The organism is Rhodococcus sp. BP-332 (genome assembly GCF_019836065.1).
Taxonomy (GTDB): domain Bacteria; phylum Actinomycetota; class Actinomycetes; order Mycobacteriales; family Mycobacteriaceae; genus Rhodococcoides.
Map to the genome: position 1 here is coordinate 54,460 of NZ_JABUEC010000002.1, position 14,396 is coordinate 68,855.

The following is a 14,396-nucleotide window of genomic DNA, read 5'->3' on the forward strand; positions in this document are numbered from 1 at the left end:
GCGACTCATCAGCGACGCCTCCAATCGAATCGGTTGAGGGCGGCGGAGATGCCGAACGTCGCGATCAGGGCGATGGCCGCGACCACGAGGATGCCTGCGTACATGTCGGCGATGTCGAAGCTGTCGTACGCGATGGAGATGAAATGCCCGAGACCCTGTGTGGACAGGATGAACTCGCTGGCGAGCACCGAGATGATCGCGTAGGAGAGCCCCAGCTTGAGGCCTGTCACGATGTTGGGCAACGCGTACGGTAAGAGAATCGACCGAAAGTACTGCCAGCGGCTGAGCATCAGCGTGGTGCCCAGTTTGGTGACGATGGGCGACACGGCGTCGAAGCCAGTGCGCGCGTTGAGGGCCACCACACCGAACGCGAAGATGGTCGACAGGATGGCGATGGGTGCGACGCCGGCACCGAACAGCACCACCATGATCGGGTAGAGCGCGAAGGTGGGCACCGCGTAGTACACGTTCAGGTACGGCTGGAACGCTCTGTCCCACAGCTCGAATCGCCACAGGACGTAGGCCGCGGCCACCCCGGACACGGAACTGAGCACGAACGCGACCACGATGATGCCGAGCGTCCGCCCGAGAGCGTCGACGAGGAAGTCCGTGTCGGTCAACAGTCGGAGGGCGGTGAAGAACATGTCGGACACCGGAACGATGTCGAGGGGGGACGCGAAGAATCGTGCCGCGATGTCGACGGCCACCAATGCAGCGACCAGGATGACCATCGTCCACCCCCACGCCGGCAACCCCAGTGACGTGGCGGGTGCCGGCCGCAGATAACCGGGAACGACGGAGCTGCGTTCGGTGGTGCTCACGGCTCGATGCTCATCGTCTTCTTGGCCTCGTCCCGCAGCGTCGACCAGATGCGCTCGTGCAACGCGACGGCATCGGGACTGGCCAGCACGTCCTCGGACCGGGGCCGCGGCAGATCGATCGGTACCTCGTCGATGAATCGGCCCGGGCGGGCGCTCATCACGAGCACGCGGTCGGAGAGCAGCACGGCCTCCTGGATGCTGTGCGTGATGAACAGGACTCCGCAGGTGAGCTTCTCGACGATCTTCAACAACTCGTAGGACATCACGAGCCGGGTCTGCTCGTCGAGAGCGCCGAAGGGCTCGTCGGCGAGAATGAGATCGGGCTCCATCGACAGGCACCGTGCGATGGCGACGCGCTGTCGCATACCGCCCGACAGCTGCGTCGGGTAGTGGTCGCCGAATCGCGCGAGCCCGACGGTCGCGAGCAACTCGTCCGCGCGCTCGCGGCGCTCCTTCTTGCCGACTCCCCGCACTTCGAGTGCGAAGGCGACGTTGTCGCGAATGGTGCGCCACGGCAACGTCGCGGACTCCTGGAAGATCACTGCCGTCTTGGTGCGCGGTCCACTCATCGGCTGGTCGTCGATTGTCACCGTGCCGCTGTCATGATCCTGTAGGCCTGCGAAGATCTCGAGAAGTGTCGACTTCCCGCATCCACTCGGACCGACGATCGACACGAACTCACCGCGCCCGATGGTCAGGTCGATCTCGTGCAGGGCGGTCACGTCACCGAAGTGTCGGGAGACCGAGGAGGCGATGGCTATGGCCGACGACGTCTCGGGTCGGGGTCTGGTCGCAGCGTGGGTCACGTCGATACCTTCTTCTCGAGGAGCAGGTCAGGCGGGGCAGTCGCCGGGAACGTCGGCATCGACGTCGGGGGCGAGGAACTCGGGATCGAACAGGGTGCAGAAATCGGGCACACGGTCGCTGCCCGACGCGTCCACACCCGACTGGGCGGCCTCGACGGATGCCGTGTCGAATCCGCCGCCCCAGGTGTCCACGGACGAGGCACGTTCGACGACGGCGGTGGCCGACTCGACGTCGAATCCTGTGTATTCCGCATAGATTCGGGCGGCTGCGACGGGGTCTGCCTTGATCGAGGCGACCGCGTCGGTGTACCCGTGGTTGATCGCGCGGACGACGCCGGGGTTGCTCGCGGCGTAGTCCTTGGTCGTGGTGATGGTCGACTGCAGGAATCTCTTCATGTAGTCGGGGCTGCTGACGATGAGCTTGAAGTCCTCCGGCCGCTGTTCGGCGACGATGGACGGAATCAGGGCGATGTCGACGGAACCCCCTTCGAGCAGGGCCAACCCCTCCCCGATTCCACCCGACGACACGCGCTCGATCCGCGCAGGATCCGCTCCGGCGAGGGAGGGCAACAATCGGGTGAGTGCGTCCGACGCGGAGTTCGGTCGCGTGTACGCCCACCTTCGGACGTCGTCGATCGAGTCGACCGCCGAGTTCGACGCCAGCGCATAGAAATTCATCGGATACGGACCCTGGGTACCGCCACCCACGATGCGCAGCTCGGACCCACCGGCGTCGGCCTGCACGATGGAGGGGTAGCTGACCTCACCGATGGGGATGTTGCCGTCGAGGAGGGTGCGCATGGTCGCGCTGCCGCCCTTGCCCGGAACGATGTTCTCGACGATGACGCCGTACTTCTCGAACAGTCCCTGCTTCTGTGCGACGAGCCACGGGATGCTGTAGATCTCGGCGGCAGCCGACACCGTCACGTCGATGGTGACGGGGTTCGCGGGGTCTGCGTCGCGGCCCGGTCCCGAACTGCAGGCGGTCAGTCCGACGGTCAGTCCGAGTGCCGCCAAAAGCGGCGCGACTCTGCGTCTGTACATCTGTTCCTCGCTGGCTGGTCGATGTGGTGACGGACCACGAGAGGCGTCTCCGACGCCTGATCCGTTCGGCTGCAGTGCGGTTGGTGATCCACGCAACACAGACTTTACGGGATACATACGATGATTGACAGCGTTCGTGGTGATTTGTCACCCGCGATTCCGACAATTACCGCTCAATCATCTGATGTATGACGGCCAGGGCGTCGCTCGTGCCAATCGGTCGCGCCCTGATACCGCACCCCGGCCTCGAAGAGCACACTCTCTCGACCTCGCGCAGCGGTGAGCTGAGCACCGACCGGCATCCCCGACAGTGGGTGGAACCCCACCGGCAGCGCGAGAGTCGGTCCGTCGTGCAACGACCACGGATAGGTGAACTGACCCATCCGTCGAGACAGGGCGACCACGTCGTCACCGCCGGCGAGGGGCGGCACGTCCACGGGCATCGTCGGGGTCAGCACCAGGTCGACGTCCTCGAGGACCGGACGCAGCAGGGCTCGGAACCGTTCGCCCGCCTCGTGCGCCGCGGCGCGATCCTCGTCGGTGATGCCGAGTCCCAGCATGATTCGTTCTCTAGTTGCCGCCTGGAACAGGGACGGTTGCGTACGGAGCCTCGCTCGATGGTGACGCGCGAGATCGCTGTAGACGATCGTGTAGACGATGTCCTGGGCGTCGGCCGCGAAGGGCAGCGACACGGGAACGATCGTCACGTCCAGCTCGGCGAACAAGCTCACGGCGTTTCGGACGGTACGGGCCACACCCTCGTCCACGTCGGCGGAGATGAACACGTCCGGCACTCCGACACGGACTGTGCCCGTGACGTTCTCGGTCGAGCGGGGGGACAGTGCGTCGAACAGGGCGGCCACCTCCCCGACCGTGCGCGCCATCGGGCCCACCGTGTCGAACTCCTCGCTGACGGGGTGAACACCGGCCGTGCTGATCGACCCTCTACTCGGACGCAGGCCGGTGACACCGCACGCAGCGGCGGGCAGTCGGACCGAACCGCCGGTGTCGGTACCCAGCGCAGCGTCCACGATTCCCGCCGCGACGGCGATACCGGAGCCTCCGCTGGAGCCACCCGGAACCCGGCCGAGGTCCCACGGGTTGCGGGACGGCCCCGCGGCCGAGTTCTGCGACGTCACGCCGACGGCGAACTCGGCCATGTTCAGTTTCGCGGTCACCCGAGCGCCGGCCGCACGCAGGCGTGTCACCACGTCAGCGTCGTGGTCCGCCCGGTGGTCGGTGAAGTAGGCCGAGGCACAGGTGGTCTCGATGCCGGCGACGTCGATGTTGTCCTTGACCCCGACGGTCTTACCCGCGAGAGGCCCCTCGCCGGCCGGGGGTGCATCGATCCACCGGATGACGCTCCCCAACCGACGGTCGAGAGCGAGCGGGGACAGGTCCGGTGTCTCACCGGCCTGTCCCCCACTCTCGGTCAGGCTGCGCTCCGCGCTCGCAGCTCCGCCGTCGCGTGCTCGTCGACGGTCCACGATGCGGTGTTCACGACCACACCGTAATCGCGTCGCGCGTCCTCCTCGGTGAGGTACTCGTCCCAGACGTCGCTCAACACCTGGAACGGGTCCCGCTCGAAGGGATCGCCGAAGCCGCCACCGGACGGGAGCTTGATCTCCAGGGTCTCACCGGCACGGATCGTTTCCTGGGTCACCTTGGAGTAGAGCACCTCCTCGCGGTCGGTCCCGGCGTTACGAGTGAACGCACCCGAGACGCCCTGGTGCCCACCGAGAGCTCCCGCCGGCGGATCCGAGCGGTTGTCCGCCTCGGAGCCCAGGAACGTGTCGGTCTCCATCAACCACTTGCGCACACTGCCGATACCGCCACGCCACTTGCCGGGAGCAGGTGCCTCGTCGCGCAGCTCGTATCGCAGCGCCCGCATGGCATGGTTGAGCTCGAGCTCCTCGATGGGGTTGTTGCGGGTGTTGGCCATCAGCGCGTCGACGGCGTCCATTCCGTCCTTGCCGTTGCGGCCGCCGTACGACCCCTCGTTGATCTCGATGTACACCCAGTACGACTCGCCGTCGGGCGCGATTCCGGAGTACGCGATGGCACACAGCGCCGCGGACGATCCTGCGATCGCATGGTCCGGAAGGACCGGTGCGAGAGCGAGATTGATCGAGTCGAACACCCGGTTCACCTGAGAGAACCGCGCGAAGCACGACGCCGGGAAGTCCGGGTTGAAGATGGTGCCCTCGGGTGCATAGGCCTTGACGGGTCGGAAGCAGCCGTCGTTCTGCGGAACGAAGTCCTCGGTGAGGTCCTCGTCCAAGAGGATGGTACGGATGGCCGAGACCGCGACCGGGAGGACCGACCCCTCGAAGGGGACGTTGAACGCGGTGGGGACCTGACTGTTCGAGCCGGTGAGGTCGATCAGGATGTCCTCCCCCTCGACCTGCACGCGTACGGCCACCTTCAGCGGCTCGTCGCGGTTTTTGCCGTCGTCGTCGAGGTAGCCGATCGGTGCCTCGTAGCTGCCGTCGGGGATCTCGCGGATCTTGGCACGCAGCATGGACTCCGAGTAGTCCATCCACCGTTCGCCCGCACTCATGACGGTGTCGAGACCGTACTTCTCGAGCAGCTCCGTGAAGCGCTTCTCGCCGATCCGCGAGCACGCGATGAGGGCCTCGAGGTCGCCACGGTTCTGCTCGGGGGTGCGGACGTTGTCGAGAATGTGCTGGATGAGGTAGTCGTTGCGGACGCCCGCCTGGTAGATCTTCATCGAGTCCATGAGCTTGCCCTCGGCCCACACGTCGACGACGTCCATGCACAGTCCGGGGAAGTTGCCGCCCACGTCGGAGACGTGGCCGGTGCAGCCCGCGAAGCCGATGTGTTCGCCCTGCCAGAAGATCGGAATGATGACGCCGTAGTCCGGCGAGTGTGCGGCGCCGTGGTACGGATGGTTGTGCAGGATCACGTCACCCGGCTCGTACGTTCCCGCGAGCCTACGGTTGACACCCCGGATGTAGGCGGGGATCGAACCGCAGTGCATCGGTGTGGAATCCGACTCGCACAGCTCACGACCGTTGATGTCGAAGATGCCGGCGCCGAGGTCCTCCGACTCGCGGATGAGACTCGAGTACGCCATCCGGTAGAGCACCTGAGCCATCTCCTTGGCCATCGACTGCAGAGCACCGCCGATCACCCGGAGCGTGATCGGATCGACCTCCACGTCGTTCCACGTGCGCATGGAGTCACCCGCCAACGAGACTCCGGTGATGGGCATCAGCGTCTTGCTCATGCGAGGTTCCTCTCGATGATGATGTGGCCGACGGCGTCGACGGTGGCATGCTGATTCATTCCGACGATGGTGGTCGAGTCGAACTGCTCGACGATCGCGGGTCCGTCGAACCTGTTGCCCGCCAGCAGGAGCGATCGCTCGTACACCGGGGTCTCGACCCATTCGGGCTTCGCGGTGTCGTCCTTCCAGAAGAGCGCGCGGGCCGTGGTCTTGATCGCGGCGGAAGCGTCGGCGGTGCCCTTCTCGATGTCGGCGATGCGCACGTGAGGCACCGCACCGACGCCCGTGACACGGACGTTGATCAGCTGCACGGGTTTGTCGTCGAAGCGCTGGGAGTACGTGCGCCCGTGCGCCTCGTGGAAGGCCTCGGCCGTCGTCTTGACCCAGACGTCGTCGATCTCGCCGTCGGGTGCCTGCACGCGGAGCTCGTACCCTTGCCCCACGTATCGGCAGTCGACGCTGCGCTCGAGCGAGATGTTCTCCGGTGCAACCCCGTCCGCCCGCAACTGGGCCACTGCCTGCTCGGACAGCCGCTCGACCTGCTGACGCAGCAGCTCGATGTCCGGGTCGGCCGACGAGGTCCACACCGTGGTGGGCTCCTCGTAGCGGATGTCGGTGGTGAGCAGACCGACCGCGGACGTGATGCCGGGGTGGCCGGGCACGATGACGCGCGGGATACCGAGCTGATCGGCGATCTGCCACGCGAACAGCGGCCCTGCTCCACCTTCAGCGATGAGGGAGAAGTCGCGGGGGTCGTACCCCTTGCGCACCGAGTGCAGGCTGATGGCTTCCGTCATGGAGTGCGCGAGGATCTTGAAGATGCCCATCGCCGCCTCGTCGAGAGGCGCGTCCAGCTTGTCGGCGATGTGGGTCTGGATGGCGGTGCGGGCGAGTTCCGGCTGAACCCGCATGGTGCCGGACAGGAAACTGTTCTCGCGCAGCCACCCCATCATGACCATCGCGTCGGTCGAGGTCGGCTCGGTACCGCCGTGGCCGTAGCACGCAGGTCCGGGAACGGCACCGGCGCTGCGCGGTCCGACGCGGAACATGCCGCCGTCGTCGACCACCGCGATGGAGCCACCGCCGGCGCCGATGGTGTCGACCTCCGCCATCGGCACCATCGCGTGGTAGTCGCCGATGCGGGTGTCCAGGAGGTGCTTCATCCGCAGTGCGCCGTCGGGCGCCACTCCCACGTCCGCCGAGGTGCCGCCGACGTCGAGGGTGATGACGCTGGGGAAGCCCGACGCCTTGCCGATGGCGCAGCCGCCGAGGAGACCGGCGACCACACCGCTGGTCAGCAGTGACACGGGAATCTCACTGGCGCTTCGGGAGGTGACCAGTCCGCCGGCGGAGGTCATGAGGTGCACGTCCTCGCCGACTTTTGCCGCGCTGGCCTTCTGTGCGAGGTTCTCGATGTACTGCGACGTCTTCGGCCCGATGAACGCATTGAGCGAGGCGGTGGAGAAGCGCTCGTACTCGCGGTACTGCGGAGCGACCTCACTGGACAGCGACACGAAGACGCCGGGGAACTCCTCGGCGATGATCGCCTTGACCCGCTGCTCGTGGGTCGGGTTGCGGTAGGAGTGCAGAAAAGCGACGGCGATGGCGTCGACACCTCGCTCGCGCAGGAGCCGAACCTGTTCCCGCACAGCATCTTCGTCCAGGGGTGTCAGGACGGCGCCGGAGGCGTCGATACGCTCCGGAACGACGCGCCGGTTCCGCCGCGGTACCAGTTGCCACTTCTGCCACGGCAGATCCTGGTAGTTGGAGTAGTTCAGGGGTCGCTTCTTGCGCGCGATGTGCAGGAGGTCGCGGAACCCCTCCGTCGTGATCATTCCGACGTCGCACCCGTTGTGCTCGAGGACGATGTTGGTGGCCACCGTCGTGCCGTGGAAGAACATGTCGATCTCGGCCGGGTCGATTCCCGCCCGCTCGGCCAGGACAGCGATGCCGTCCATCGTGCCGATCGAGGGATCGTGGTTGGTCGACGGCGTCTTGTGCACCACCACGGTGCCGTCGTCGTCCCACAACACGAGGTCGGTGAAGGTTCCACCGACGTCGACTCCGATTCGTTTCATGTGCCATCCAATTCTGTCGGCTCTCACGTGGGGAGCAGGAGTGGGACGACCGGGACGCGTCGCTGCAGTCCGGGAGTCCGTGCGGGGTCTCTGTGCACCCTGCGAAGGTGACCCGAGTCATAGTGCGCCACCCTGTGCCCGAATGCAATACCTCTGATGTTTCGGGCAGGTGACGCCTCATCAGGTGCCCTTCAGTCCCACTCGACGGCATTCGACACCCTAAACAGCCGATGTATTGCCATGGTGCCCGATCTTCGGATGCCGCTGCTCGCCGCAGTCGCTCGCGCTACGCTCGTGCTGTTCCGCCACCGTCGCCCCACGTGATCGCCCGTCGTCACGAGCCGGACGACCGACCGAGAGGCCCGCCTCAGTGCCCGAATCCTCGACCGCCGATCCGAGCGCCAAGAGCACGCCGGCCTACGCCGCACTCGCGACACGACTGCGCGACCGCATCCTGTCGGGCGAACTGCAGCCGGGTGAGCGCCTCCCCAGCGACACGGAACTGACGGCGGAGTTCGGCGTCGGCCGGAGCACCATCCGCGAAGCCCTACGGTCGTTGGCTAGCCAGAATTTGATCCTCACCACTCGCGGCGTCACGGGCGGCAGCTTCGTGGCGGTGCCCAGCGTCGGCCACATCAGCGAGCACCTCGAAACCGGTGTCGCGCTCATGACCACGGCCGATGCCGTCACTGTCGACCAGCTGATGGAGGTACGCAACCTCATGGAGGTGCCTGCGGCGGGCATGGCCGCCTTCCGCCGCACCGAGGACCACCTCGATCAACTGCGCGCCTCGATCTTCGATCCCACCGACGCCCAGGGGCCGGAGACCTTCGTCAAGAACCAGGAGTTCCACCTCGTCCTGCTGCGCGCTGCGCAGAATCCCCTGCTCGAACTCATCACGGCACCGGTGTTCCGGGTGCTGTCGAAGCGTTTCGGTCGTGATCACGCGCCGGAGGGCTTCTGGCAGTGCGTCGACCACGACCATCGGGCGATTCTCGACGTCGTCGCCGCGGGCGACTCGATGTCCGCGATGGACATGATGCGTCGCCACCTCGACCATCTGGGCGGCTCCTACCGACAGATGGACAAGCTGCGCACTCAGTAGCACCAAACATCTGCTCTTTCGTGAGAATTGACCGCATCAGATCTCGCAGATCCGGTCAGAACTCCCCCTTGACGGTCTAATCATCTGATGTTTAAGGTTCAGGTGCAGGCTTCGCCGACCGACACAGGGAGACACCGTGGCAGTCCATCCGGCCGTTCTAGGGCGCTTCTTCGAGGATTACGTGGTGGGTGACGTCTACCAGCACCCTCTGGGACGCACCGTCTCGCAGGCCGACAACACGTGGATCACGCTGCTGTCGATGAACACGAACCAGAATCACTTCAACGCACATCTCGCGGCGCAGAACCCGATCACCGAGGGGCGCGTCATCGTGAACTCGGGCTTCACGGTTGCGGTGATTCTCGGCATCTCCGTACTCGACATGAGCCAGAACGCGATCTCCAATCTCGCGTTCACCGACATCAAGATGTCTCACCCCGTGTACGAGGGCGACACGCTGTACGCAGAGAGCATCTGCACGGGCCTGCGACTCTCCGAGTCCCGCCCCTATGCCGGCATCGTCTCGATGATCACCCGTGGCCTCAATCAGGATGGCGTGGAGGTCATCTCGTGGAAACGCTCCGTCATGGTGGCGACGCGAGAGAGCGGCATCGGCCAGAACTACTTCCCGGAGGCGCAGAGCGGTCCGCTGCAGCTGCCGTCCGACACGAAAGGCGACGCACGATGAAACCACTCGAGGATGTCCGCATCATCTCGCTGGAACAGTACGGCGCAGGCCCGTTCGGCAGTCTTCACCTCGCCGACCTCGGTGCCGACGTCATCAAGATCGAGGACCCGAACGTCGGCGGTGACGTCGGCCGGTACGTGCCGCCGTTCAACGAGGGCGAGGACTCGCTCTTCTTCGAGACGTTCAACCGCAACAAACGCAGTCTGTCGCTCGATCTCTCCACACCCGCCGGGCGCTCCGTCTTCGAGGACCTCGTGAAGTCCAGCGACGCAGTCTATTCGAACCTGCGCGGTGACGTTCCCGCCAAGATCGGCATCACGTACGACGACCTCAAGCACCTCAACCCCGCCATCGTCTGCTGCAGCCTGACCGGGTTCGGTATGACCGGTCCGCGCGCGAAGGAACCCGGCTACGACTACATCCTGCAGGGACTCGCGGGCTGGATGAGCGTCACCGGTGATCCCGACGGCCCACCCACCAAATCCGGTCTCTCGCTGGTGGACTACTCGGGCGGGTTCGTCGCCGCGATCAGCCTGCTCTCCGGTCTGCACGCCGCGCGGCGCGACGGTGTCGGCGGGGACTGCGACGTGTCGCTGTACGACACCGCGATGTCGCTGTTGACGTATCCCGCGACGTGGCATCTCAACGCGGGTTTCGAGCCGGTGCGAACCAAGAATTCGGCCCACCCGTCGCTGGTCCCGTTCCAGGCCTTCGAGGCCACGGACGGCTGGCTCATCGTCGGCTGCGCCAAGGAGAAGTTCTGGGAACGGCTCGTCGTCGCCATCGGCCGACCCGATCTCGGTGCCGATCCTCGCTTCGCGAGCTTTTCCCTGCGGGGGCAGAACAAGGACGTTCTGCTGCCGATGTTGGAGGACGTGTTCGCCACCGACACCGTCGCACATTGGTTGTCGCTGCTGGGCCCGGCAGGCGTTCCGTCCGGACCGATCAACGACGTGGCGCACGCGCTCACCGAACCCCACACGCTCGCACGCAATCTCATCGTCGAGACCGAGCACCCGGTGTACGACACGGTGCGCCAACTCGCCTCCCCCGTCAACTTCGGGCCGCAGCGTCCCGAATACCGACGTGCACCGCAGCGCGGGGAGAACCTCGAGGAGATCGTGGCCGAACTCGGCTACGACGAGGAGACCATCGCCACCCTGCGCCGTAGCGGCGCCTTCGGCGAGGTGTCGGCCGAGGCACACGCGTGACCTCCACCGTGCTGTCCGAGTGGGCGACGGGGGTGACACTCGACGATGTGCCGCCGGCCGTGCGGCACGCGACCGCTCGTCACCTGCTCGATTCGGTGGGTACCGCGGTGGCCGCGCAGCGTCTGGGCCACGGACGCGCCGCCTGGACCGTCGCCGACGGTCTGGGCGGCCCTCCCGAGGCCCGCCCGTTGACGGGGAACCGAGCACTGTCCGCACCCGCCGCCGCCCTGGCCACCGGCGTTCTGGTGCACGCGCTCGACTTCGACGACACGCACGCCGGCGCGCTCGTCCACGCCACCGCCGTCACCCTGCCGGCAGCCTTCGCCGTCGGCCAGCAGACCCACGCCACCGGTGCCGAGGTACTCACAGCCGCGACACTCGGCCTCGAGACGGCCTGCCGACTGGGCGCTGTCAGTCCCCACGGGTTCCACGCTCGGGGGATCCACGCGACCGCGGCGGTGGGTCCGTTCGCCGCGGCCGTCGTCGCCGGGCGGCTCGGAAAGTTCGACAGTGAGACCCTGGTTCATGCGCTCGGCATCGCTGGATCGTCGAGCTCCGGTCTCCTCGAGTTCCTCGACACCGATGCCGACACGAAAGCGCTGCACCCCGGCACGGCCAGCTTCAACGGCATCCTGGCCACCCGCTTCGCAGCCGCCGGCGCCACCGGACCGGGCTCCGTGTTGGAAGGGCGACGGGGCGTCTATGCGGCACTCACCGATCGACCCGTCGACCTGACCGTTCTGACCGACGGATTCGGAACCCGCTGGGAAGCACTGGGGATCGGCATCAAGCCTTACCCCAGTTGCCAGTTGATGCACGTCACCCTCGACGCGGTGTCCGCCGCTGTCGCGGGCCACGACGTCCACGTCGACGACATCCGTGACATCGAAGTGCTGGTCCACCCGGACTCCACCCCGTTCGTGTGCGGACCCAACACGGGCGTCGCCTCCCCGCGCAGCACGTACGACGGCAAGTTCGATCTGCCGTGGAGCGTGGCCGCGTTGCTGCGCGACGGGGCAGTCGACGTCTCCACCTACACCGACGCGTCGATCGCCCGAGCCGACGTGCTGACGACGGCGCGCACGGTCCGCGTCGTCGAACGTCCCACCGACGGGCCCGCGGCCGCCGCTCCCGGACACGCCACCATCACCCTCGCCGACGGCCGTGTGCTCGTGGGAGACGTCGGCGGAAGTCGCGGCAGTGCCGCATTCCCACTCGACGACGCGGCACTGCGGGAGAAGTTTCTCGGCAACTGCGGCCACGACGCTCGTGCGGACGAACTCGCCGATCGCGTTCTCGGACTCGCCGACGAACACGACCTCTCTGCCGTGCTCGATCTCGCCGCGGCCATCGCGCCCGCCCCCTGACCCTCGCCTGGAAGAAGGACACCACCATGGATTTCACGTACGACGAACAGCAGACGGCGTTCCGTAAGGCATTGCGCACCTTCGTGGACAAGGAGATCGTCCCGGTCGCGAACGAATGGGAGAAGACCGGCCGCTACCCCACGGAGATCGTCGACCACATGAAGGCAATGGGCCTGTTCGGGATCACGACGCCGGAGGAGTACGGCGGCCTCGAACTCGACAAGGTCTCCTTCACTCTCGTCTACGAGGAGTTGGCGCGTGGATGGATGGGCATTGCCGGCATCGTCGGCAGCCACAACCTCTCGTGCTGGATGATCGCCAAGCACGGCACGGACGAGCAGAAGCAGTCTCTGCTCCCGAAGCTGGCCACGGGTGAGTGGCGTACCGGCGTCGGCCTCACCGAGCCGGGTGCGGGCACCGACCTGCAGGGCATCAAGACCACCGCCAAGCGCGACGGCGACCACTACGTCGTGAACGGCGCGAAGACGTGGATCACCAACGCGCGGCATGCGAACGTCCTGCCCGTGCTGGTGAAGACCGATACCTCCGCCACCCCTCCCCACAAGGGCATGAGCCTGCTGCTCATCGACACCACCAGTGAGGGTTTCGAGGTCCAGCGTGACATGGGCAAGCTCGGTTACAAGGGCACCGAGTCGTGTGAGATCAGCTTCGACAACGTCCGGGTACCGGTCGACGCACTCCTCGGCGGCGTCGAGGGCCGTGGACTGCAGCAGGCGTTATCGGGACTCGAGATCGGTCGACTCAACATCGCGGGTCGCAGTGTGGGAATCGCGCAGGCGGCCTACGACGCCGCGCTGCAGTACGCGAAGGAGCGCACCGCCTTCGGGCAGCCCATCGCCGAGTTCCAGGCGATCCAGTTGAAGATCGCCGACATCGCCACGCAGCTGCAGGCGGCCCGACTCATGACCTACTGGGCTGCATCGCAGGCGGATTCGGGCAAGCGCGTCGACATGGAGGCGGGCATGGCCAAGTACTTCGCGTCGGAGGCCGCCATCACCGCCAGCCTCGAGGCCATGCGCATTCACGGCGGCTACGGCTACTCGACCGAGTTCGTCGTCGAGCGTCTCTACCGCGACGCGCCGCTCATGGCCATCGGCGAGGGAACCAACGACATCATGCGCACCGTCATCGCGAAGTCGTTGGTCGCGGGATCGAGCGTGATCGGGTGAGTGGGGCGCTCACCTACCTCTACGTCCCCGGCGACATGCCGGCCCGCTTCGACAAGGCGCTCGCCTCGGGTGCGGACGCCGTCGTGCTCGATCTCGAGGATGCAGTCGCTCTGCGGGACAAGGACTCCGCACGCGCGGAGGTCGCCGCCTGGGTCGCTGCGTGCGAGCCCGGTGACGTCGAGGTGTGGGTGCGCGTCAACCCGGGCCCGCTGCAGGAGGCCGACATTCGCGCGGTGGCGCATCCCCGGCTGACCGGGGTGTGGCTCCCCAAGGTGGGGTCACCCGAGGAGATCGCGATCGCCGATCGGCTGCTCGCCGACGTGTGTCCACACGCCGCGGTGTCGCCGTTGCTCGAGACGGGTGCGGCGCTGTTCGACGCGCTCGCCATCGCGCGAGGACCCCGTGTGCGCTTCCTGCAGATCGGTGAGGCCGATCTCGCCGTCGACCTCGGTATCGACGGCGAATCGGACCCCAGCGCGCTGCTGTTCGCGCGGTCACAGGTGGTCGCGGCCAGCGCCGCCACAGGCCTCCTCCCCCCGCTGGGGGCCGTGTCCCGCAACTTCCGCGACCTCGACGCGTTCACCGCGGACACGCAGTCGCTGTCGCGTCTCGGCTTCGTGGGCCGCGCGTGCATCCACCCGGCCCAGGTCCCGGCGGCGCGCGCGGTGTTCGAGCCCACGCCCGAGGACGTCACCCGAGCACGCGCCGTGCTCTCGGCCCTCGAGTCCGGTGGGGCCGGGGTCGACCAGGACGGCCACCTCATCGACGAGGCAGTCGCGAAGCGGGCACGGCGGGTGATGGAGCGCGCGTAGAGCGCGAGTGGGTTCGGGCCCGAA

The 14,396-nt window shown here is 66.7% G+C and carries 12 protein-coding genes; 6 read left to right on the forward strand and 6 right to left on the reverse strand.

The window, feature by feature from the left end:
• Positions 1-8 precede the first annotated feature (8 nt).
• The 6 genes from HQ314_RS06070 to HQ314_RS06095 all read right to left on the reverse strand — a co-directional run bounded on the left by HQ314_RS06070 (position 9) and on the right by HQ314_RS06095 (position 7,999).
• A complete protein-coding gene (locus HQ314_RS06070) occupies positions 9-821 on the reverse strand; it encodes an ABC transporter permease (protein WP_222649581.1) in 813 nt (270 codons plus the stop codon).
• A complete protein-coding gene (locus tag HQ314_RS06075) occupies positions 818-1,627 on the reverse strand; it encodes an ABC transporter ATP-binding protein (protein WP_222649582.1) in 810 nt (269 codons plus the stop codon). Before HQ314_RS06075 ends, HQ314_RS06070 begins: the two co-directional genes overlap by 4 nt.
• Before the next feature lie 27 nt (positions 1,628-1,654).
• Complete coding sequence (locus HQ314_RS06080; RefSeq protein WP_222649583.1) at positions 1,655-2,671, reverse strand: ABC transporter substrate-binding protein; 1,017 nt, start codon at positions 2,669-2,671, stop codon at positions 1,655-1,657.
• 173 nt (positions 2,672-2,844) lie between these two features.
• Positions 2,845-4,158: an amidase gene (locus tag HQ314_RS06085; RefSeq protein WP_308119264.1), complete on the reverse strand. Its 1,314-nt coding sequence runs from the start codon at positions 4,156-4,158 to the stop codon at positions 2,845-2,847.
• Positions 4,104-5,921, reverse strand: coding sequence for a hydantoinase B/oxoprolinase family protein (locus tag HQ314_RS06090; protein ID WP_222649584.1), 1,818 nt, complete (start codon positions 5,919-5,921; stop codon positions 4,104-4,106). Before HQ314_RS06090 ends, HQ314_RS06085 begins: the two co-directional genes overlap by 55 nt.
• Positions 5,918-7,999, reverse strand: a complete 2,082-nt coding sequence (locus tag HQ314_RS06095; protein ID WP_222649585.1) for a hydantoinase/oxoprolinase family protein — start codon at positions 7,997-7,999, stop codon at positions 5,918-5,920. Before HQ314_RS06095 ends, HQ314_RS06090 begins: the two co-directional genes overlap by 4 nt.
• 370 nt (positions 8,000-8,369) lie before the next feature.
• On the opposite strand from HQ314_RS06095, the gene HQ314_RS06100 reads away from it, so the two are divergent.
• The 6 genes from HQ314_RS06100 (at position 8,370) to HQ314_RS06125 (ending at position 14,372) form a co-directional block, all read left to right on the forward strand.
• Positions 8,370-9,104 carry a FadR/GntR family transcriptional regulator gene (locus tag HQ314_RS06100; protein ID WP_027504876.1) on the forward strand — a complete coding sequence of 245 codons (735 nt, stop codon included), beginning with the start codon at positions 8,370-8,372 and terminating at the stop codon, positions 9,102-9,104.
• 136 nt (positions 9,105-9,240) lie between these two features.
• Positions 9,241-9,792 (forward strand): MaoC family dehydratase, encoded by a 552-nt coding sequence (locus HQ314_RS06105; RefSeq protein WP_027504875.1) that lies wholly within the window; start codon positions 9,241-9,243, stop codon positions 9,790-9,792.
• Positions 9,789-11,003 carry a CaiB/BaiF CoA-transferase family protein gene (locus HQ314_RS06110; RefSeq protein WP_027504874.1) on the forward strand — a complete coding sequence of 405 codons (1,215 nt, stop codon included), beginning with the start codon at positions 9,789-9,791 and terminating at the stop codon, positions 11,001-11,003. The genes HQ314_RS06105 and HQ314_RS06110 overlap by 4 nt, the downstream gene beginning before the upstream one ends.
• Positions 11,000-12,370 carry an MmgE/PrpD family protein gene (locus HQ314_RS06115; RefSeq protein ID WP_222649586.1) on the forward strand — a complete coding sequence of 457 codons (1,371 nt, stop codon included), beginning with the start codon at positions 11,000-11,002 and terminating at the stop codon, positions 12,368-12,370. The genes HQ314_RS06110 and HQ314_RS06115 overlap by 4 nt, the downstream gene beginning before the upstream one ends.
• Positions 12,371-12,396: 26 nt before the next feature.
• The gene (locus tag HQ314_RS06120; protein ID WP_027504872.1) at positions 12,397-13,560 is read left to right on the forward strand and encodes an acyl-CoA dehydrogenase family protein; all 1,164 of its coding nucleotides are present in this window, start codon (positions 12,397-12,399) and stop codon (positions 13,558-13,560) included.
• Positions 13,557-14,372 carry a CoA ester lyase gene (locus HQ314_RS06125; protein ID WP_222649587.1) on the forward strand — a complete coding sequence of 272 codons (816 nt, stop codon included), beginning with the start codon at positions 13,557-13,559 and terminating at the stop codon, positions 14,370-14,372. Before HQ314_RS06120 ends, HQ314_RS06125 begins: the two co-directional genes overlap by 4 nt.
• Positions 14,373-14,396 lie beyond the last annotated feature (24 nt).